Here is a 19,900-nt window from a genome sequence, read left to right as displayed (position 1 = left end):
GATCTCCGGTTGCCGGCCGTCGGGCTGCCGACGACCCGGCGAACGCAAGGTGATCATGCGGTGACGCCGACGCGTTCCGACCGGTTTCGTCGAACGCGATTGCCGATCGGGTCGATGTGGGAATACCTCCTGGGGAAGAAGGAGGAACCTGATGTCTCCCACCGCCACCATCGTTCTGATCGTCGTCATCCTGCTGGTGCTGGCCGCGATCGTGTTCGGCGTCCGGGCGGCCCGGCGCCGCCGGTTGCAGCAGACCTTCGGGCCGGAGTACGACCGGGTGGTCGCCGACACCGGCAGCCGCACCGAGGCCGAGCGTGAGCTGCTGGAACGGAAGAAGCGGCACGCGCAGCTGGAGCTCAAGCCGCTCTCCGCGCAGTCCCGGGCGAAATACTCCGCCGCCTGGGAGGAAGTCCAGATCCGCTTCGTGGACAGTCCGAAGGAGGCGGTGGCCACCGCCGACGAGCTGGTCACCCGGCTGATCGCCGAGCGCGGCTACCCGACCGGCGACTACGACGAGCGGCTCGCCGACCTGTCCGTCGAACACGCCGCCACGCTGGAGCACTACCGCTCCGCCCACGAGATCAGCCTGCGCAGTAAGAATGACGAGGCCGAAACCGAGGACCTGCGCCAGGCGCTGGTCCACTACCGGGCCCTGTTCGCCGACCTGCTCGGTGCGGACCCGGTGGCGGCCGGCACCGCAGTACCCGCCCCGCGACCGGCCACCGAGGACACCACCGCCACCGACCGGACCGCGCCCACCGAACCCGACGCCACCAGCCGCTGAGGAGCACCCACGATGCGCTTCTTCACCAACGAGGACAAGGACGACACCGACCGGGAGGACCGGGCGGACCGGGCCGCGGCCTTCCCGCAGCAGCGGGCCGGCTCGCCGTGGACCGACGCCCCGGCCGACGAGACGGCCGCGCCCGGCGCGCACCGTGACCCGGCCGAGGACGACACCACCCGGATCGACACCCTGCGGCCGGACCACGAGGACCGGGTCGCGGACACCCACGCCGCCGACGCCACGCAGGAGATCCACGACCACCGGGACGACGACGAGGACCCGGTGGACGTGGCGCTCGACGACCGCGGCACCTTCGACGACCCGGTCGTCGTCGAGGAGCCGGTCGTCGAGGAGCCGGCCGCCGAGGCGGTCCGGGACGAGCGCGCGGGCGACGAGAACCGGGCGACGCTGACCGAGACCGACCCGGTGGTCGCCGTGGCCGAGCCGATCGAGGCGGAACCGGTGGCCGAGCCGGTCGTCGCGGTCGCCGGCGTGCCCGGGCAGACGCCCACCGCCGCCGGGCCGTCCCCGTTCTTCCCCGAGTCGGAGACCCAGCCGCTGCGCGACCGCTGGCGCGAGGTGCAGCTGCGCTTCGTCGACGACCCGAAGGCGACCACCGGCGAGGCGGCCGCCCTGGTCGACGAGACCATCGAGAAGCTGACCAGCTCACTGCGGGCGCACCGGGGCTCGCTGGCCACCGGGGCCGACGACACCGAGGCGCTGCGGGTGGAGTTCCGGGCGTACCGCGACATCCTGGACCGCCTGCTGGGCCTCTGACGACCCGCGCGGAAAAGAGGGAGCCGGCCGGCTCCCTCTTTCGTCGTCTGTCCGGTGGCGCCGGTGTCCGCCTACTCCGCGGCCTCGACGGTGTCCGGGGACGGCGAGCCGGACACCGCTCCGGACCCGGCCGAGGGTGACGCGGAGGCCGAAGCCGACGCGGAAGCCGGTGGCGCCGAGGCCGACGCGGACGGGGAAGCGGACGAGACGGCGACCGACGGGGAGGCCGAGGCGGACGCCGAGGTGACCACCGCGGCCGGCGACGCGCGGTGGCGGGCGGGCCGGATCGACGGCGGCAGACTCCACCGGTCGGCCGGGTCGTCGGTGCCGGACACCTCGCCGGCACCGTAACCACCCTGATCGGTGACCGCGGCCGGCAGTTGATCGTGGATCACGACCGGTGGCCGGCCGGCCGGTGTGTGATGCGTACCCAGCTGCGCGCCCAGCCACAGCGCCGGGCCGAGCCCGACCCCGACGACGGCGCCGAACAGCGCCATCGGCCCCCGCTCCATGAGCGCCACCCCCAGTTCGTCACCAGCGATGGTCTCGCCCGGCACGCGCCTGTGCTACCCGTTTAGGGCGTACGCCAAGCCAACAACCGCTGAGGACATTGTGACCGGAAGGAGGGACAGAGTTACTGATTCGTCGCGGATGAGACTCGGGTCTTCGTCAGGAAGGCGACCGCGTCCTCCCAGGCCGCCCACCCACCGGGCAGTTCGTCGGTGTCCAGCGACGCGCGCAGCGTGACCCGGCCGCCGTCGTGCAGCTCGATCACCCAGCCGCGGCGCCGGCCGGGCATCGTGGTCACCGCCGCGACCTCGATGAACGGCAGGAACCGGCGGTCGCCGCCGCCGGCGGTGGCGGTCACCCCGGCCGCGGCGATCTCGTGCAGGCGCCGCCTGGCCTCCGGTCCCCGCCCCCGGGGCAGGCCGGGGACCAGCAGGAAACCGAGGTCGGTGACGAGCACGTCGGTCCGCCCGCCGTCCGCGGACAGGTTGATCAGGCCGCCGAGCACCTGCGCCCGGGCGGCCGGGCGGGCGCCGTCCGGCGCGGCCAGCCGCACCCCGAGCCGGGTCAGGTAGGCGCGGACCGCCTCGGCCTGCTCCGGATCGGCGGCGGCCGCGGCCACGTCGGTCAGGTTCAGGTGGGCGCCGTCCGCGGCGACCAGCTCGGCGGTACCGGTCCAGTTGTGCCGCCAGCGGGCGACGCCGCTGCGCAGCGCGGCCAGCGCCAGGGTGAGCGCGAGCAGATCGACGATCCGCTCGGCGGTCTCCTCCGGCGGCAGGCCCGGGAAGATCGTCGCGGCGGCGGTCCGCAGCCGCCCGTCGGCGGCCAGGCGCAGGATCCCCTCGGCGTCCGGCACCTCGGCGCCGACCGCGCGGGCGACCGCGGCCATCGCGGCCTCGGCCTCACGTTCCATCTCGGCCGTGCGGGCGACGCTGAGGAAGTCGTCCCACGCCATCTCGGTGCGGCCGTGCGGCGGGAAGGCGACGGCCTGCAGCGCCCGTCCGAGCCCGGGCAGATCGGGCACGAGATCCTCGGGGGCCGGCTGACCACTTTCGGCCGGAACGTCGGCGGCGGCCGGAGCCTCGACGGCGGCCGGGGAATCAGCGGCGGCCGGGGAACCGGCAGCGGCCGGGGAACCGGCAGCGGCCTCGGCAGAGGCGTCCCCTGCGGCCGGGATCAGGGCGGCGAGGCGCTCGGCGAGCGGCGGATGGGTGTCCCACGGTCCGCCCGGCTCGGCCCCCCGGGCCCGCAGGATCGCCACATCCTCGCCGCGGGCCGCGAGCACCCGCAGGAAACCGCCGAACACGTCCTCCGGCACATGCCCGGCGGTCCAGCCCGGCGCCACGTACTCGGCGTGGAAGAGCCGCTGCATCCCGGCGAGCACCGGCAGGTCGCGCAGGGCTCCGACGGTCGCGGCGACCCCGGCGTGCCCGGCCGCCACCCGGTCGGCGGCCAGCTCCTGCGCCCGGCTGAACGGCGCGTCCCACTCGCGGTAGACCCGGGCATAGGCCCGGAAGACGGCCGCGGCCGGGTTGCGGCCGCGGTTCCAGCGCGGCGCGATCCGGCCCACGGCGATCCTTCCGCGGTACGCCGTGGGAGCCCACCGCCCGAGCCGGGAAGACCCGTGTGCCAGTTCGTGCGCCACCGCCGCGCGCAGCCGCGCGGGGTCCCAGGCGAGCAGCAGCGGGAGCCCGAGGTAGAGGTCGCGCCGGCCGCCGAGCAGCCCGAGCGCCCGGGTCCGCTCACCGACCACCGCGGTGGCGTCGGCGACCACGGTCAACCCGGCCGGCGGGGTCACCCCGGCGGCGGCCGCGGCCGCGTCGACCAGGGCCCAGAGTTGCGGCGCGTCCGCGCGGGAGATCGGGACCCCGGCCGGCACCCGGTGCCGGGTGTACAGGGCCCGCCATGTGGCGTAGCCGAGCGCTCCGAAGGTGGCGATGCTCAGCGGCACCCCGGCGCGTACCGCGAACGCGGCGGGCAGCAGCGTCAGCACCGCCCAGAGCACGCCCAGCACCGCGGCCAGTTGCAGGCCGGCCACGATCAGGAAGCCGGTCAGGGCGACGGCCGATCTGGTGGCCGCTCGCGCGTCGTTGCTCAAGCCGCTCTCCTCCCACCGGTTCAGGTAACAGAGGGTACGGGCGGGAGGCCCGGCCCGATCAGGCCGAGGGCCAGTCGATCTCCGGGGAGCGGTGGTAGTTGACGCCCGCCGCGTCCCAGCGCGGGCCGAAAGCGGCCAGCCGCTCGCGGAACGCCGCCCAGTCCCGGCCGGCCTGCGGGGTCCAGCCGACCTCGGCGACCGCGGGCAGCCGGGGGAAGGTGAGGTACTGCACGTCGGCGACCGTGCGCAGGGTCTCCGACCAGAGCGGGGCGGCGACCCCGAGCAGGGCCTGCTCGCCGACTCCGGCGAGGCGGGTGGCCGGGTCCCACTCGTAGGACCGCCGGACCGGGACCAGCCCGGCCCAGTCCAGGCCGAGCGGGGTGTCCGCGGCGTACTTCATGTCGAGGTAGGTCCGGTCGGCCGGCGACATGATCACCTGGTGACCGGCTGCGACCGCGGCGAGCACCTGGGCGTCCTCCGGCTCCGGCCGCCAGTACTGCACCACGGTGCCCTCGGGCAGGTCGGTCGCGGCGATCTCGTGCCAGCCGATCGCCCGCTTGCCGTATTTGCCGGCCAGCGGCAGGGCCCGGGACAGGAACGCGTGGTAATCCTCGGCCGAGGTGGACAGGCACTCGTCGCCGCCGATGTGCAGGAACGGCCCCGGGGTGACGTCGGCGACCGTCTTGAGCACGGTTTCGACGAAGGCGTACGTCTCGTCCTTGCCGGCCACCAGCGAGCTGTAGCCGACCTCGGCGTCGGTGCGCGGCGCGACCGGCCGGCCGTCCGCGGTCAGTTCCGGGTAGGCGACCAGGGCCGCGTTCACGTGCCCGGGCATGTCGATCTCCGGGATCACGGTGACGAACCGCTCGGCGGCGTAGGCCACCACGTCGGCGTACTCGGCCAGGGTGAGAAAGCCCGGTCCGGTGCCGTCGCAACCGGTGCCCGGGCCGCCGCCGACCTCGGTGAGCCGGGGCCAGCCGGGAATCTCCAGCCGCCAGCCCTGGTCGTCGGTGAGGTGCAGGTGCAGGTGATTGATCTTGAACTGGACCAGCAGATCGAGGTGCGCCCTGATCTCGTCCGCGGTGAAGAAGTGCCGGGCCAGGTCGAGCATCGCGCCGCGGTAGGCGAACCGCGGCCGGTCCTCGATCACACCGCCGGGCAGCACCCCGTCGTCGGCCGCGAGCTGGCGCAGCGTCTGCACGCCCCAGAACAGGCCGGCCGGCTCGGCGGCGCGCAGCGACACCCCGGTCGCGGTGATCGCCAGACGGTATCCCTCGGCGCCGAGACCGTCCGTGTCGGTCAGTTCCAGGCGGATCGGTCCGTCGTCGGCGAGCGGGCCCAGGTGGGCGGCCACGGCGGCGGCCGCCGGCGGCGCGCTGACCGTCGTCACCGGAGTGATCGTGAAGGTCACAGCCGGTTCCGGAACCACCAGAGCGGGCGCCGGGATCACGTCACCGAGCCGCTTCGTCTGAGAGCGCACTCTGAAGACTCTAAACTGTTTCGCTATGGCGATCACTGTGCGTCATGCCACGGCGGGCGACGAGCAACCTTTGCACGCGCTGGCGACACTTACCTTCGGATTGGCCTGCCCGCCGGAGGCCAGACAGACAGACATCGATGAATTCATCGCCACCCACCTGTCCGTCGAGCGGTTCGCCGGCCATCTCGCCGACCCGGCCCGGATCCTGCTGATGGCGCTCGACGACGGATCGCCACTCGGTTATTCCATGCTGGTCCGCGGCCCGATCACGGACCCGGACGTGGCCGCCGTGGTGGACGCCGCGACCAGCGTCGAGCTGAGCAAGTTCTACCTGCTGGCCGACCGGCACGGCTCGGGCGCCGCCCACACGCTGATGACCGCGACCCTGGCGGCCGCGGCCGGCACCGGCGCGGCGTCGTGCTGGCTCGGGGTGAATCAGCGGAACGTGCGGGCCGCGAAGTTCTATGCCAAGCACGGTTTCGGCGTCGTCGGCGTGAAGCGTTTCCTGGTCGGCGAGCAGTGGCACGACGACCACATCCGGGAACTCAGATTTCGCTGATTCTTATATAAGCGAGGACTGAAAATTGACGCCGAAGTGTCGCACCCGATCGATACCTTCATGGTGCGGACCGGCGCCACGGGGGCGTCGGTCCGTCCACAGGCGAGTCACGTCCGCGAGCCGCGCAGCAGGGCCTCCCCGGCCGCCCGCACCCGGTCGTGCAACTCGGCCGGCGCCTCGATGGTGAACGGCACGGCGAGCACCCCCAGCACCAGTGTGGGCCAGCCCAGGTCGTCGACGTTCATCCGCATCCGGCACCGGCCGTCGCCGGCCGGTTCGAAGGTGGCCCAGTGCCCGGTGACCCCGCGCGCCGTCTCCGGATCGGTCTCCAGCAGCACCGCGACGTCGTAACGGCTGGGGATCGCCCGGATCCGCGCGCGCAGCCACGCCACCGGGTCGCCGCCCGGGATCTCCCGCGGGCGGAACCGGGCGCCGGTCAGCTCCGGGCCGGTGATCCGGTCCACCCGGAAGCTGCGCCAGTCGCCCCGGTCCAGGTCCCAGGCCAGCAGATACCACCGCCGCCCGAGCGGGACCAGCCGGTGCGGCTCGACGTGCCGCCGAGCGGCCGTGCCCTCGCGCGGGTCGTAGTCGAAGCGCAGCCGTTCCTCACCGCGCGTGGCCAGCGCGATCGTGGTCAGCACCGCGGCGTCCAGCACGGGGCCGAAGCCGTTCGCGCCCGGGCTGGTCACCGCCTGCAGCGCGTCGATCCGGCGGCGCAGCCGCGGCGGCAACAGCTGGATCACCTTGGCCAGGGCACGCACCGAGGTCTCCTCGAAGCCGGCCACCGCACCGGCCGCGGCGCTGCGCAGGCCGACCGCGATCGCCACCGCCTCGTCGTCGTCGAGCAGCAGCGGCGGCACCGCGGCGCCGGCCTGCAGCTGGTAGCCGCCGGCCACGCCGCGGCTGGCGTCCACCGGGTAACCCAGCTCGCGCAGCCGGTCGACGTCGCGGCGCAGGGTGCGCGGCGAGACCTCGAGCCGATCGGCCAGCTCGGCGCCCGGCCAGTAGCGGTGTGTCTGCAGCAGCGACAGCAGCCGTAGCATCCGGGCACTCGTGTTCGCCATGTCACCAGGGTGGCATCGATTGCGGACAGCAGCTGACCGCTACCGTGGTCGCAGTCGACGAAGGGGATGGACGGACGATGCTCGGTCGGGCGCTCCAGCGGCCGTTCCGGCAGCTCCTGGAAAGGCTCACCGGGCCGCCCGGAGCCCGGCCGGCGCTGCGGCACGGCAACCCGGACGCGGTCGTCGACTGCGCGGTCTATGCCGGCGGGCTGCGGCGCGCCGAGCCGGGGCAGCCGCGCCAGATGGCGTACGCGGAAGCCGCCCGGATGGCCCGGCGCCGCCGCAACGCCTTCGTCTGGCTGGGTCTGCACGAGCCGGACCGGCCGACCATGGATCAGATCGCCGAGGTCTTCGGCCTGCACGAGCTGCTCGTCGAGCGGGCCACCGGCGGCGGGCACCGGCCCGGCGTCCAGACGGTCGGCGAGGTGACCCGGCTGGTGCTGCGGACCGCGCGGTACGTCGAGCACGACCGGCTCACCGCCACCTCCGAGGTGGTCGAGACAGGCGACATCACCGTGCTGGTCGGCGCCTGGTTCGTGATCACCGTGCGGCACGGCCCGGTCGGCCCGCTCTGGCAGGTCCGGCAGGAGCTGGAGAGCCGTCCCGAGGTGCTGCGGCACGGCCCGTGGGCGGTGGCGTACGCGGTGGGCAGCCGCCTGGTCGACAACTACCTGGACGTGGCCGGGCACGTCGAGCGCGACCTGGAGCGCCTGGAGGAGGAGACCTTCAGCGTCTCGCGCGGCGCCGGGATCGCCCACATCTACCAGCTCAAGCGGGAGATGGTGGAGTTCAAGCGGGCGGTGCTGCCGCTGGCCGACCCGCTGGCCAAGCTGCTGGAGACCAGGGAGCTGCCGGCCGCGCTGCGTCCCTACCTGGTCGACGTGCGCGGGCGACTGAGCCGGGCGGTCGACCGGGTGGCCGGCTTCGACGACCTGGTCAATTCGATCCTGCAGGCCCGCCTCGCGCAGATCTCGATCGATCAGAACGACGACATGCGCAAAATCGCCGCGTGGGCGGCGATCGCCGCGGTCCCGACGGTGATCGCCGGGATCTACGGGATGAACTTCGAGGTCATTCCGGGATTGGATTCGCCATACGGATTCTCCGGCGCCATGACCGCGATGGCCGTCCTGGCCGGCGGCCTGTACTGGCGCCTGAAGCGGACCGGCTGGCTCTGAAGCGGGCGCACGACCGGGGGGAAGCCGGCCGTGCGCCCTCACCTCCCGGGATCAGGTCAGGGGTGACCACCGCCCTGCCCCGGCCCACCGTGGCCGCCACCGTGCGGGGCGCCGCCGGGGAGCGCGCCACCGCCGTGCCGGGAATCACCGGTGGGCCCGCCGGGGTGCCCGGTTCCGGGACCGCCCGGACCACCTTGACCCCCCGGCGAGTCGGAGCGCACGACCGGCAGCGAGAGCACCGCGGTGCGCGTCTGGGTGCGAGTGCCGAAACCGCATTCGCTGTACGAGATCGTGGTTCAGAGCCGGGCCACGTCACCGGCGAGCCGGAAGTCCGGGGTCACCCGGACGCGGGTGACCTCCGGACGCCGCGGACCGAGGGTGCGGCCGGTCGCGAAGAAGGCGGCCCGGCGGTTGCCGGGGTAGTCCACCCGGACCCGCTCACCGCGGACCTGGACCTGCGCGTCACAGACCGGGTGATCGGTGCGCCACGCGATGTCGACCCAGCCGGCGACGGCGGCGCGGATCGACGGGAGCCGGGTGGTGACCGGCCGGGGACCGCGCAGCGCCATCGGGACCGGCTGCGGGCCGCGGCGGACCGCCGGGACCGGCTGCGGGGCTCGGGGGGCGGCGGTGACCGGTGCGGCCGCGACCGCCGTCGCCAGGCCGGCCGCCGTGGTGGCCAGCGCGAAGGTTGCTGCGATTCGCCGACTCAGGTGCATTTCGAATCCTCCGATGCCCTTGTCTCCACCGGGCCCTGGTGGAGGCGGCCCGGCACGGAAGGACGATATGAGGGTTCATCAGACGCTTGTCCGTTTTCGACGGCGTTTTCCGGCGCGAATCCCGATTGGGACAAATCGCCAGAATAAGGTCAGCCGAAAAGGGGATGCCGGCCGGGACTGAAATCGCGTCGGCGGGGTAACGGCTGCAGACATGACAGAGAAGGCGGAAGACCTGGGAGAACCGGTCGCCTACCTGGTCCTCAAGGAGGGGGTGCCGGTCTACGCGCCCAGCGGCGACCGGATCGGCACGGTGGAGCACGTGCTGTCCGACGAGCCGGCGGACGTCTTCCACGGCCTGCTGATCAGCACGCCGGACGGGCGGCGCTTCGCCTCCGGCGACCAGGTGGCCGGCCTGTACGAGCACGGGGCGGTCCTCACCGAGCCGGCCGAGCAACTCGCCCGCTCCGGCGCCGACCTGCCCGGGGAGCGATCCGGAGGCACGCTCAAACGGGCGTGGGACTGGCTGGTCCAGCCCCACTGACCCGTTCGTCGCGCGACATCTACTTCGAGGCGCGGTCGCGGTACGTCCATGCGCCGTTGCCGAGGGTGCCCCGACCGGTCGCGTTCCTCGCCTGGGCGGCCTGCTGCGCCATCCGGGCCTCGATCCGGGCGTTGAGGTACTCGGTGGCGGCGCGGTCCTCCTCGTTGGGCGCGGAGGCCAGCGCGTACGCCATGCCCAGCAGGCCGAAGACCACGGTGATGCCGATCGGGATGAGCATCGACTGGGCGGTGGCGCCCTCGATCACGCCGGAGTGCCCCTCCGGGGTGACCGACATCGCGGACATGCCGGTGAAGTGCATGCCGTTGACCGCGACGCCCATCACCAGGGCCGAGATGAAGATGATCAGCGGCCTGCTGACCACCAGGGTGAGCCAGAGCGCGACGGTCGCGGCGACCACCGCGATCACCACCGACAGGATCACCCGGGAACCCGAGTAGTGGATGTCGCCGTACAGCCGCATCGCCGCCATGCCGGTGTAGTGCATCGCGGCCACGCCCAGGCCGGCCAGCACGCCGCCGGCCAGGATCCGCAGCTGCCGGGCGCTGGTGCCGAGCAGCGCGATGGCCAGGCCGGCGCCGACCGCCACGAACGACATCACCACGCTGGCGACGGTGAGGTTCACGTCGTACCGGATCGGGGTGCCGACCACCTCGAAGCCGAGCATCGCGACGAAGTGCATGGTCCAGATGCCGGTGGTGCCGATCGCCAGCGCCGCCAGCACCAACCACCAGCCGCGCTCGGCCCGGGTGCGCGCGGACCGCAGGCGCACCGCGCCGGTGAGGCCGAGCAGCGATCCGAGCACGGACAGCAGATAACTGAAGGCTGGGGTCACCCATCCGTGATCGAAGTGGTGAATCTCCGCCATGGTGCCGCGCTCCCTCTCCCGACGAGTTCCGCCGCGGTGCATCCTGCCCCAACCCCCGTCGCGGCCGTCACTGATTGTGAGCCACGTTTCGTTACGAGCGCACGAGCGGTTGATCTCGATTTGGGGCAGGGTTGAGGGCAGATCGGCTTAATCGGTTGAGTCGGACATCCGTTTGACGGAGAAGGCCGGGAATGCCGGACTCCCCGGTGGGTCAGGCGCCGGCGGGCAACAGCAGCCCCAGCGCGGCGGCACGCTGCGAGTGGAGCGTCTGCACGGTGTCCTCGGTGCAGCTGCCCGGCCGCTCGTCCATCACGCACAGCGTGCCGACGATGTGGCCCTCCGGCGAGTGCAGCGGCACGCTCGCATAGGAACGCACGCCGCTCACCGAGAACAGCGGCGTGTCCGCGTACTCCTCGTTCTCCCGGCTGTCGCCGATCAGCACCGGCACGTCCTCGGCCACCACGATGGTGTCCGGTGACCACTCGGCCGGCACCCCGCCCGCCTCACGGACCCACCTGGGCAGGCCGAACGACCCGGCCACCACCACCGTGTCGTTGAGCATCAGGGTGATCGCCGCGGTCGGCACCCCGGTCAGCCCGGCCAGCCGCTCGGCGAAGGCGTCCAGGCCGGCGGCGTGCGCCGGACGGGTCAGCAGGTCCGAGACGGCCAGCAGCCGGGGCACGTCGGCCAGCTGGGTGGCGGCATCCGGGTGGATGTCGGCGGGCGGCCCACCGTCGACGCGGGCGGCCAGCAGCTCACCGACCGCCTCCAGCAGCATGCGCGGACGTACCGGCTTGGAGATGGTGAGATCGCAGAGGTGCCGGGCCGCGGCCGGGGTGGCCGCGGACAGCATGATCAGGGGCAGTCCGGCGGTGGCGGCCTCGGCCCGCAGCCGGTCGGCCACCTCCAGACCGCTCATCCCGGGCATGTGGTGGTCGAGGATGACCAGGTCGGGCGTCTCGGCGCCGATCGCCTCCAGGGCGGCCGCGCCGGTCGGGACGGTCCGCACCGAGTGGTCCGCGTTGCTCAGCACGGTGGCCAGCAGTTCGGCGATGTCGCGGTCGTCCTCCGCGATGACGATGGACGCCATGATCTGCTCCCCTCGGCCTGCTCCCCGATCGCCCCGACTGTAAACCCGCCTCTCCCCCGGAATCCGCGGAATCAGCCGAGTCCGGTGGTTGCCGATATTTGCTGCTCAGCAACGTTGTCACGCGGCGGTGGGCGTCGGCACGGCGACCGGATGACCGGCCGCCCAGGCCAGTTCCGCCGACCGGATCCGTGCCAGCAGCGCCGCGATCCAGGCCAGCTCGGCCGCCACCAGCCCGTGCCAGTAGCCGTCCGGGAGGGTGTGCAGCTCGGCCATGTCGGTGGACCCGGCCGGACGCGCCTCCTGCTCCCTGGTGAGCCGCTCGGCCCGCGCCGACAGCAGGGCCACCGCCCGCTCCGCCGGCAGCGCCCCGAGGCAGGCCACCGCCAGCGCGAAGTCGACCGAGGCGACCGGTGTGTCGCGCAGCCCGGATTCCACCCGCGCCCGGAAGTCGGCGGCGCCGCGGTCGGTCAGCTCGTACACGGTGCGCGGCGGGCGGTTGCCGACCCGGCCCGGTTCGCGCGCCGCCACCAGGCCAGCCCGGTGCAGGAACTTGAGCAGCGTGGTGACCGTGCTGCGGGTCGGGGTGAGCTGCGCGTGCCGCTCCCGCAGGCGGGTGCCCAGGTCGTACGCATGCGCCGGCCGCTCCCCGAGAAGCTCGAGAATCGGCAGCACCAGACTGTTCCGTGAGGCATCCAGCGGCATGAAACTACGTTATGGGCGTATACACCTAGAGACAACCCAATATTGCCCTGGATCTGTCGAAAACGCCGCAGTTCGGCGGTCGGGATCCTTCCGTAGGGTGGCTCGGGTGGAACCCTTGACGAACTGGGCCGGCAACATCACCTTCGGCGCGCGGCGAGTCCTGCGCCCGCAGACCGTCGACGAGGTCCGCGAGCTGGTCGCGGCCGCGGCCGAGCTGCGGGTGCTGGGCAGCGGTCACTCGTTCAACCGGCTCGCCGACACCACCGGCGACCTGCTCTCGCTGGCCGGCCTGCCGCGCATCGTGGAGATCAGCCCGGACCGCCGCACCGTCCGCGTCGACGGTGGCATCCGGTACGGCGAACTCGCCACCCGCCTGCACGCCGAGGGCCTGGCCCTGCACAACATGGCGTCGCTGCCGCACATCTCGGTGGCCGGGGCGGTCGCCACCGCCACCCACGGCTCCGGGGTGCGGCACGGCAACCTGGCCACCGCGGTCGCCGGCGTGGAGATCGTCCGCGCCGACGGCGAGCTCATCCGGCTCCGCCGCGGCGACGCCGACTTCCCCGGCGCGGTCGCCGCGCTCGGCGCGCTCGGCCCGGTCGTCGCGCTCACCCTGGACGTGCAGCCCACCTTCGAACTGCGGCAGTACGTCTTCGACCACCTGCCGGTCGCCGCGGTCCGGGCCGACCTCGCCGACATCCTCGCCGACGGCTACAGCGTCAGCCTCTTCACCCGCTGGACCGGCACCGACATCGACCAGGTGTGGCTCAAACGGGAAGATCCGATCACCGGCGACACGTTCCACGGCGCGCGGCTCGCCGACGGGCCGCGCCACCCGGTGCCCGGCATGCCCGCGGAGAACTGCACCCGGCAGGGCGGGGTACCCGGCCCCTGGCACGAGCGGCTGCCGCACTTCCGGATGGAATTCACCCCCAGCAGCGGCGAGGAACTGCAGTCCGAATGGCACCTGCCCCGCGAGGCGGCGGACGACGCGCTGCGGGCGGTGGCCGAGATCCGCGAGCGGGTTGCGGACGTCCTGCAGATCTGCGAGGTGCGTACGATCGCGGCCGACCAGCTGTGGCTCAGCCCGCACTACCAGCGGGACAGCGTGGCCCTGCACTTCACCTGGATCGCCGACCCGGAGGCGGTGCTGACGGTGGTCGCCGACCTGGAGAAACTGCTCGGGCTCCTGGGCGCCCGACCGCACCTGGGCAAGATCTTCACCAGCGCGCCCGAACCGCCCCGGGTGGCCGACTTCGCCGCACTGGCCGGACGGTTCGACCCGACCGGCAAATTCCGCAACGAGTTCCTCCGGCGGCTCCTGCCGTGACCGCGCCGGCCCCACCCGCGGGGCGAGAAGCGCTTCGGAGGCGGCCGCATGACCGCCCCTGACGGTGGTGCCGGCTTTCCCGGCCGGGTCGACGCTTCCCCCTCCTCCACGCCGCGCTCCGATCCCGCGCAGCCTGCTGCCGCCGCGCCGCCTGCTGCGGACACGCCGCTTGCTGCCGCCGCGCCGCCGGCCGTCATCGCGCCGCCGGCCCTCACCGTGCCGGTCGAGCCGACCGCGGCTGCCGCCTCTGTCGTGATCAGCGCGTTTCGGGCGGAGGCGGACGCGCTCGGGCACGTCGCCTCGCGCTGGACCGGCGAAGACTGGACGCGACCCACCCGGTGCACGCCGTGGAACGTACGCGAATTATTCGCCCATATCCGGATAGTTCTCGCCTGGCTGCCCGGCATGCTGGACGCTCCGGCGCCGGGGGCGGCGGACACCTCCGCCGCGGCCTATTACCGCCCCGACCACCGCTTCTCCGCGGACACCGACGCGACCCGCATCCGCCTGGCCCAGCAGCATGCCCCCGGGCTGGACGTCCGCGCATTCCGCGGCTTCACCGCCGACCTGGCCGACCGCTGCGGCACCGAACCCCCCGGCCGCGTCGTGCGTACCCGCCACGGCGACGCCATGCTGCTCACCGACTTCCTCATCACCCGGGTCGTCGAACTCGCCGTGCACGGCCTGGATCTGGCCGACGCCCTCGCCCGACCGGCCTGGCTCACCCCACCCGCCGCGGACGTGGTCCTCGGGCTGCTCTTCGGCCGACCGGCCAGTGAGCTGCCCGGCCCGGCTGACGGCCTGCTCCGCCAGGCCACCGGCCGCGCCCCGGCCGGCCTCGACCTGACCGGTCTGCGGCCGCTGACCCTGGGCTGAAGGCTTCACCCTCCACAGACGACTCTGCGTCTCCACCCGCCGGTCGCCGCCTCACCGCTCAAGATCCTCGTGGGCCGGCATGAAACGCAGCGCCCCCGGTGAACCGTGGCAGCCCGCGCCCTGCCGGTCGTTGCCGGTGACCGGCTCGGTGACCGTGCCACCCGGAGGTGCGATGACGATCCGCCTTACGTGACACTGGCCTGGTGACCGAAGCCAGCCCCGACCAGCCGCCGACCCCGGCGTCCGCACCGCGGCCTCCCGACGCGGTGCCCGCGGCCCAGCCACCGTCCGCCAGCGCTTCCCGCCCCTCCGCCGGCCGTGCGGGTTCCGGCGGCCAAGCCCCGGTCACCGAGGAGCCTTCCCTGGCAGCGTCGGCGGGCGAACCGCCGGCAGCGCACCCCGGCAGCCAACCGACCGACGGCATGGACCACCAACCCACCGACGGAGCGGACGGCCAACCGACGGCGGGCTCGGGCGGTCAGGCGGTGGTGCGGCGTCGGCGGCCGATCGTGACCGCGCTCTGGGTGGCCGCGCTGGCGGTGATCGGTTTGGTGGCCTGGGTTCAGAGCAGGCCGTCGTCGCCGGATGCCGAGCGGGATGCGGCGCTGGACGGCCTGTTGACGTTCGGTGGGCCGGCCGGGTGGCAGCTGTCGCAGGATCCGGGGGTGCCGGCCGCGGGGGGCTTCGCCTGGACTCAGCGGGATGGGCGGCCGGTGCTGCTCGGCGACAACGGATTCACCGTGGTCTGGTCGGTTTCGCCGGCGACGCCGGACGCCTGCACGGCGCTGTCCACCTGGACGACCAGCCGGATCGGGGACGAGGCCGCGACCCAGGTCGCCACGGCGTGCCCGGCCGCCCTGGCACGCAAGGACGGCGCAGAGCGCGTGTTCACGAGCTACCGCACCGATCCGGGTAAGCACGGGCGCTACCTGTTCGCCGCACGCGTCGGGGGCGGGGCGCTGTTCGCCGGTTTGACCTACGAGCGCCCGGGCGCGGCGCAATAGCCCCCGGTAGCGGCCAGAAACCCGGGAGCGGCGCAACAACTCCCAGCCGCGGTCAGAAACCCGGGCACGGCGCAACAGCCCCCGGCAGCGGCCAGAAACCCGGCGGCTTCCGACCCATCTGCCGCGGTCAGGTGACCGGTGGTGTGCGGGCGAAGGCTTTCCGGTACGCGGAGGGCGACGTGCGCATGAGGTGGGCGAAGTGGTGGCGGAAGGTGACCGCCGCGTCGAAGCCTACGGTGGCGGCCAGTGTTTCGATCGGGATGGTGGTGGTTTCGAGCAGGGCCAGGCTGGCGTGGATGCGCTGGGCGATCAGCCAGCGGATCGGGGTGGTACCGGTCGCTCGGGTGAAGTGGCGTAGGTAGGTGCGGGTGGACATGTGGGCCCGGCGGGCCAGAACGTCCACGCTGATCGGCTCGGCCAGGTGCGTGAGCGCCCACTGCATGCTGCGGGCCAGGCGGTCGTCGGCCGGGTCGTCCGGGACCGGGGCCTCGATGAACTGGGCCTGGCCGCCGTCCCGGTGCGGCTGGACGACGAGGCGGCGGGCGACCGCGTTGGCGATCGCCGGGCCGTGGTCGCGGCGCACCACGTGCAGGCACAGGTCGAGGCCGGCGGCGCTGCCGGCGCTGGTCAGCACGTCGTCGTCGTCGAGGTAGAGGACGTCCGCGTCGACCTGGACGGACGGGTGCCGGGTGCGGAGGGCTTCGGCGTACCGCCAGTGGGTGGTGGCGCGGCGGCCGTCGAGCAGGCCGGCGCCGGCCAGAGCGAACGCGCCGGAGCAGATCGACATGATGCGGGCGCCTCGGGCGTGGGCGGTGCGCAGGGCACCGATCAGGGCCGGGGACGGGTCGGCCCGGACGTCGGGCACCCCGGGGACGATCACCGTCTCGCCGCCGGCGAAGGTGTCCAGACCGTGGTCGGTGTGCAGGGCCGCACCGCCGATCACCCGGACCGGGCCGGGGGTTTCGGCGCAGATCGTCAGCTCGTACCAGGGGCGGTCGAACTCGGGACGGGGCAGGCCGAAGACCTCGGTGACGATGCCGAGCTCGAACATCGACATGCCGTCGAAAGCCAGCACGGTGACCGACGGCCCACGCCGCCGCGGCATCGGGAGCGAGCACTCCGATGGTGAAGACGCCGGTGGGGCGGCGGCCGGGAGCGGAGGCATGGCGCGATCTTAGCGGTGGATGGCATCAGCGCCACTGGGGTCGGCGGGGTGGCGACGGCACGATCAACGGCATGACGAACACCGATGCGATCGCGCACTTCTCCCGCCGGCTGGCTTTCGAGACCGATGTCAGCGACGTGCACGCCGACCTGAGGGACGGCATCGCTGGGCTGGTGGTGGTCGACTCGCGCAGTGACGAGGCGTGGCGGCAGGGGCACATCCCGGCCGCGGTGCACCTGCCGACCGGGCGGATCGCGGCGCTGGCGGCGGAGCTGGTTCCGGCCGGGAGCACGGTGGTCACCTACTGCTGGGGGCCGGGGTGCAACGGGGCGACCCGGGCGGCGCTGGAGTTCGCCAGGCTCGGGTATGCGGTGAAGGAGATGATCGGCGGCTACGAGTACTGGGTCCGGGAGGGTTTCCCGGTGCGGGACGAGAAGGGCGAATGGTCCCGGCCCGCCGATGAGCTCGCGGCTCCGGCCGGCGCGACCTGCGGCTGCTGAGACCCGCGGACCGGAACCGGGGTGGGGGCGTCAGCCCTTGATCGCCCCCACGATCACGCTCAGTCTTACCAGAGATCGATGCATCCACGTATCCCCATCGCGCGGATCGTCGCCCTCAAGACACCTCGTCGTCATCTTGTGACGACGATGACCATGCCGTGATCGCTCAAATCGGACCCGGGGGTCGACAATCGCCGATACGCATGACCACTATGTAGCGTCACTTCGATGGCCACTCGCCATCGCGGGTCGTACGGCCCGCGTGTGTTCCGCGGGTGGCACCAGTCACGGGGGAAGTATGTCTGCAAGAAAGCTGCAGGCTGGGCTGCTCGCAGCCGGCCTGGCTGTCGGAATATTGGTCGCACCGGCCGCGCCCGCCACGGCGGCACCCGCCGCGCCGGCCGCGGCCGCCGCCTCGGTCACCGACCCGACGAACCTCGCCACCGACGAGGACAAGGTCAAGGCCGCCGGCGCGATCGGCGTCAACCCGGGCGTCGACCTGCTCGTCCTCAACGACCAGGGCTTCGTCTTCGCCCTCTACCAGCGCGCCGAGGCCGGGCCGTACGTCAAGGCCGAGGCGCTGCGCAGCTACCTGTCGTCCGACCCGCGCGCGGCGTACACCTTCATCGTCACCGGCATCTTCGTGGCGGCCAACGACGACGCCCAGGCCAAGATCGCCGAGACGGCCGCGCAGGCCCGCCGGCGCTCGGTCGCGGTGACCGTCGGGCTCGACTCGTCCGACACCGCGCTGATCGAGAAGAACGACCGCGACTTCATCTTCGCGGTCTGGCAGCGGGTCACCGCCGGCACCCACGTCTGGACCACCGCCCAGGCCGCGATCGCCGACGGCACCACCCAGACCGACTGGGACACCTTCCTGAACACCGGCGCGGCCGCCGCCGCCGATCAGGACATGCGCGACGCGATCGCGAAGGCGGACGAGCAGCTCGCCGCGCAGCTGCGCGCCAAGCAGCTCGCCGACGCCAAGAAGTCGCTGCTGCAGCTCCTGCTGCTGCAGGTGACCGACGAGCTGGTCAACGCGCCGAACCGGCAGTTCGTGCTGTTCGTCCACAACAACGCCAAGGGCTCCGAGGTCTCCCTGGCCTCCCAGGTCGCCCTGAACGCCCCCGACGACCAGCTCGACAAGGCGCTCAGCGACTTCATCTTCACCGGCGGCGCCGCCGCCAACAAGCGCGACGAGGACGCCGCCGCGGTCATCGAACGCGACGGCTACCACGCCCGGGTCATCCCGATCCGCGACGCCGCCGAGCACGACGGCTTCTCGCCGAACCTGCTCGCCGCGGCCCAGGCGGCACTGGCCGCCAACACCCTGGTCGCCCTGCAGACCTTCCTGCTCAAGGGCCAGGACGAGGCGCGCGCCAAGGACCGCCGGCTGGACTTCACCTCCGGATTCGAGACCACCGACCCCCGGCCCAACTGGCAGGACACGGTCGACACCAACGGCGGTGGCGCGACGAACATCGGCGGTGTCATCGCCGGCCTGACCAAGGCGGAGCTCGGGGTCCGGTCGTTCTCGGACGGAACCAAGTTCCTGCTCTACTCCGGCAAGGACAACAGCGCCACCTCGTCGTACAGCTACAACGCGCTCTACTCGCTGAGCAACGTCAAGGTCCGGCCGACGACCAAGCTGTCGTACCAGATCTACCCGCTGAGCAGCGCCGGCGACCCGAACGTGAGCGGCATCAACAGCACCTGCGTGGCGGTCGACATCATCTTCGCCGACCACCCCGACCTGCGTGACTCCGGCGCCAAGGACCAGCGCGGCAACTCGATCCACCCGGGCGGGCAGTGCGGCAAGCTCAAGCTCGACGCCTGGAACACCGTCGTGGTCGACCTCGGCGCGGTCGCGGCCGGCCGGACCATCCTGCGTGTCAACGTCGGCTACGACCAGGCCGCCAACACCGGCGGCTACCGGGGCTACATCGACAACCTGAAGCTCACCGACCTGGAGAGCGCGCCCAAGTTCGTCACCTCCGCCGAGCCCACCGACACCCACCCGACCTGGGTCAACTCGCTGGACACGGTCAAGCCGGGCGGCAACACGTGGAACGTCGGCCCGGTCGTCTCCAGCGTCACCGGCCCCGAGTTCAAGGAGGGCACGGACTACGGCCGCACCGGGACCGGCGTCGTGCTCTACTCCGGCAAGGACAACGGCACCGACGCGTCGTACGCCTATCTCAAGGCGTACGCGCTCAACGACACCTACGTGTCGTCGACGACCCAGCTGTCGTACTGGATCTATCCGCAGAGCTCCAAGAAGTGGAGCACGGTGGTCGGGAACAACAGCACGTGCGTGGCGATCGACCTGATCCTGCAGGACAGGATCGACGGCTCGACGATCAGCCTGCGGGACACCGACGTCAAGGACAACCGCGGCAACATCTTCCACCCGGCCAAGCAGTGCGCCAAGCTGCCGCTCGACACCTGGACCCAGGTGACCGTGCCGATCGGCTCGGTCGCCAACGGCAAGCGGATCGTGCAGATCGACTTCGGGTACGACCAGGCGCCCGGCACCGGCGCGTACCGCGGCTTCCTCGACGACATCCGCATCACCCAGTAATCCCCGCGGGTCCCCGGCGGGTCCGGACCACCCACGGTCCGGGCCCGCTGCCCGCG

Annotated in this window: 19 protein-coding genes; 10 read left to right on the top strand and 9 right to left on the bottom strand. The window is 72.8% G+C overall.

All coding sequences use genetic code 11. The annotated features are described in order from the left end of the window. Positions 1-151: 151 nt before the first annotated feature. Both ACSP50_RS05765 and ACSP50_RS05760 read left to right on the top strand, forming a co-directional pair. Positions 152-784 carry a hypothetical protein gene (locus tag ACSP50_RS05765; RefSeq protein ID WP_014688217.1) on the top strand — a complete coding sequence of 211 codons (633 nt, stop codon included), beginning with the start codon at positions 152-154 and terminating at the stop codon, positions 782-784. Between the two features lie 12 nt (positions 785-796). Further along, complete coding sequence (locus tag ACSP50_RS05760) at positions 797-1,564, top strand: hypothetical protein (RefSeq protein ID WP_014688216.1); 768 nt, start codon at positions 797-799, stop codon at positions 1,562-1,564. A gap of 71 nt (positions 1,565-1,635) precedes the next feature. Here the strand turns inward: ACSP50_RS05760 and ACSP50_RS43305 are convergent, their stop codons facing one another. From ACSP50_RS43305 to ACSP50_RS05745, 3 genes are all read right to left on the bottom strand, one after another. Further along, positions 1,636-2,121, bottom strand: a complete 486-nt coding sequence (locus tag ACSP50_RS43305) for a hypothetical protein (protein ID WP_043510894.1) — start codon at positions 2,119-2,121, stop codon at positions 1,636-1,638. Positions 2,122-2,198: 77 nt separating this feature from the next. Further along, positions 2,199-4,169, bottom strand: coding sequence for a M48 family metalloprotease (locus ACSP50_RS05750; protein WP_014688214.1), 1,971 nt, complete (start codon positions 4,167-4,169; stop codon positions 2,199-2,201). Between the two features lie 58 nt (positions 4,170-4,227). Next, positions 4,228-5,649, bottom strand: coding sequence for a beta-N-acetylhexosaminidase (locus ACSP50_RS05745; RefSeq protein WP_014688213.1), 1,422 nt, complete (start codon positions 5,647-5,649; stop codon positions 4,228-4,230). A gap of 25 nt (positions 5,650-5,674) precedes the next feature. Between ACSP50_RS05745 and ACSP50_RS05740 the strand changes: the two genes are divergently transcribed. Further along, positions 5,675-6,208 carry a GNAT family N-acetyltransferase gene (locus ACSP50_RS05740; RefSeq protein WP_014688212.1) on the top strand — a complete coding sequence of 178 codons (534 nt, stop codon included), beginning with the start codon at positions 5,675-5,677 and terminating at the stop codon, positions 6,206-6,208. A gap of 107 nt (positions 6,209-6,315) precedes the next feature. Here ACSP50_RS05740 and ACSP50_RS05735 read toward each other — a convergent pair whose 3' ends face one another. Then, positions 6,316-7,272 (bottom strand): YafY family protein, encoded by a 957-nt coding sequence (locus ACSP50_RS05735; protein WP_043510892.1) that lies wholly within the window; start codon positions 7,270-7,272, stop codon positions 6,316-6,318. 77 nt (positions 7,273-7,349) lie between these two features. On the opposite strand from ACSP50_RS05735, the gene ACSP50_RS05730 reads away from it, so the two are divergent. Next, a complete protein-coding gene (locus ACSP50_RS05730) occupies positions 7,350-8,450 on the top strand; it encodes a magnesium and cobalt transport protein CorA (RefSeq protein ID WP_014688210.1) in 1,101 nt (366 codons plus the stop codon). Between the two features lie 296 nt (positions 8,451-8,746). Here the strand turns inward: ACSP50_RS05730 and ACSP50_RS05720 are convergent, their stop codons facing one another. Further along, positions 8,747-9,169 (bottom strand): hypothetical protein, encoded by a 423-nt coding sequence (locus ACSP50_RS05720; RefSeq protein ID WP_014688209.1) that lies wholly within the window; start codon positions 9,167-9,169, stop codon positions 8,747-8,749. Positions 9,170-9,380: 211 nt separating this feature from the next. Between ACSP50_RS05720 and ACSP50_RS05715 the strand changes: the two genes are divergently transcribed. Then, a complete protein-coding gene (locus ACSP50_RS05715) occupies positions 9,381-9,710 on the top strand; it encodes a PRC-barrel domain-containing protein (protein WP_014688208.1) in 330 nt (109 codons plus the stop codon). A 19-nt stretch (positions 9,711-9,729) separates the two neighbouring features. Here ACSP50_RS05715 and ACSP50_RS05710 read toward each other — a convergent pair whose 3' ends face one another. The 3 genes from ACSP50_RS05710 to ACSP50_RS05700 form a co-directional block, all read right to left on the bottom strand. Then, a complete protein-coding gene (locus tag ACSP50_RS05710) occupies positions 9,730-10,596 on the bottom strand; it encodes an MHYT domain-containing protein (RefSeq protein WP_014688207.1) in 867 nt (288 codons plus the stop codon). A 211-nt stretch (positions 10,597-10,807) separates the two neighbouring features. Continuing rightward, the gene (locus ACSP50_RS05705) at positions 10,808-11,686 is read right to left on the bottom strand and encodes a response regulator (RefSeq protein WP_014688206.1); all 879 of its coding nucleotides are present in this window, start codon (positions 11,684-11,686) and stop codon (positions 10,808-10,810) included. 117 nt (positions 11,687-11,803) lie between these two features. Continuing rightward, positions 11,804-12,388: a PadR family transcriptional regulator gene (locus ACSP50_RS05700; RefSeq protein ID WP_014688205.1), complete on the bottom strand. Its 585-nt coding sequence runs from the start codon at positions 12,386-12,388 to the stop codon at positions 11,804-11,806. A gap of 106 nt (positions 12,389-12,494) precedes the next feature. Between ACSP50_RS05700 and ACSP50_RS05695 the strand changes: the two genes are divergently transcribed. The 3 genes from ACSP50_RS05695 to ACSP50_RS05685 all read left to right on the top strand — a co-directional run bounded on the left by ACSP50_RS05695 (position 12,495) and on the right by ACSP50_RS05685 (position 15,598). Further along, a complete protein-coding gene (locus tag ACSP50_RS05695; RefSeq protein ID WP_014688204.1) occupies positions 12,495-13,718 on the top strand; it encodes an FAD-binding protein in 1,224 nt (407 codons plus the stop codon). A 48-nt stretch (positions 13,719-13,766) separates the two neighbouring features. Continuing rightward, on the top strand, positions 13,767-14,594 hold the full coding sequence (locus tag ACSP50_RS05690) for a maleylpyruvate isomerase N-terminal domain-containing protein (RefSeq protein ID WP_014688203.1): 828 nt from the start codon (positions 13,767-13,769) through the stop codon (positions 14,592-14,594). A 422-nt stretch (positions 14,595-15,016) separates the two neighbouring features. Further along, a complete protein-coding gene (locus tag ACSP50_RS05685; RefSeq protein WP_014688202.1) occupies positions 15,017-15,598 on the top strand; it encodes a hypothetical protein in 582 nt (193 codons plus the stop codon). A gap of 127 nt (positions 15,599-15,725) precedes the next feature. Here the strand turns inward: ACSP50_RS05685 and ftrA are convergent, their stop codons facing one another. Then, positions 15,726-16,703: a transcriptional regulator FtrA gene (gene ftrA / locus ACSP50_RS05680; RefSeq protein WP_014688201.1), complete on the bottom strand. Its 978-nt coding sequence runs from the start codon at positions 16,701-16,703 to the stop codon at positions 15,726-15,728. A gap of 131 nt (positions 16,704-16,834) precedes the next feature. On the opposite strand from ftrA, the gene ACSP50_RS05675 reads away from it, so the two are divergent. Together ACSP50_RS05675 and ACSP50_RS05670 are read left to right on the top strand one after the other, a co-directional pair. Further along, on the top strand, positions 16,835-17,263 hold the full coding sequence (locus ACSP50_RS05675) for a rhodanese-like domain-containing protein (RefSeq protein ID WP_099343703.1): 429 nt from the start codon (positions 16,835-16,837) through the stop codon (positions 17,261-17,263). A 298-nt stretch (positions 17,264-17,561) separates the two neighbouring features. Beyond that, entirely contained in the window at positions 17,562-19,844 is a 2,283-nt protein-coding gene (locus ACSP50_RS05670; protein WP_014688199.1) for a hypothetical protein, read from the top strand. Positions 19,845-19,900: the final 56 nt, after the last annotated feature.

Origin of the sequence: Actinoplanes sp. SE50/110, from assembly GCF_900119315.1 — a bacterium.
Classification (GTDB): Bacteria; Actinomycetota; Actinomycetes; order Mycobacteriales; family Micromonosporaceae; genus Actinoplanes.
The sequence above is the reverse complement of the archived record's forward strand: the minus strand, read 5'-3'. Positions and strand labels throughout refer to the sequence as shown.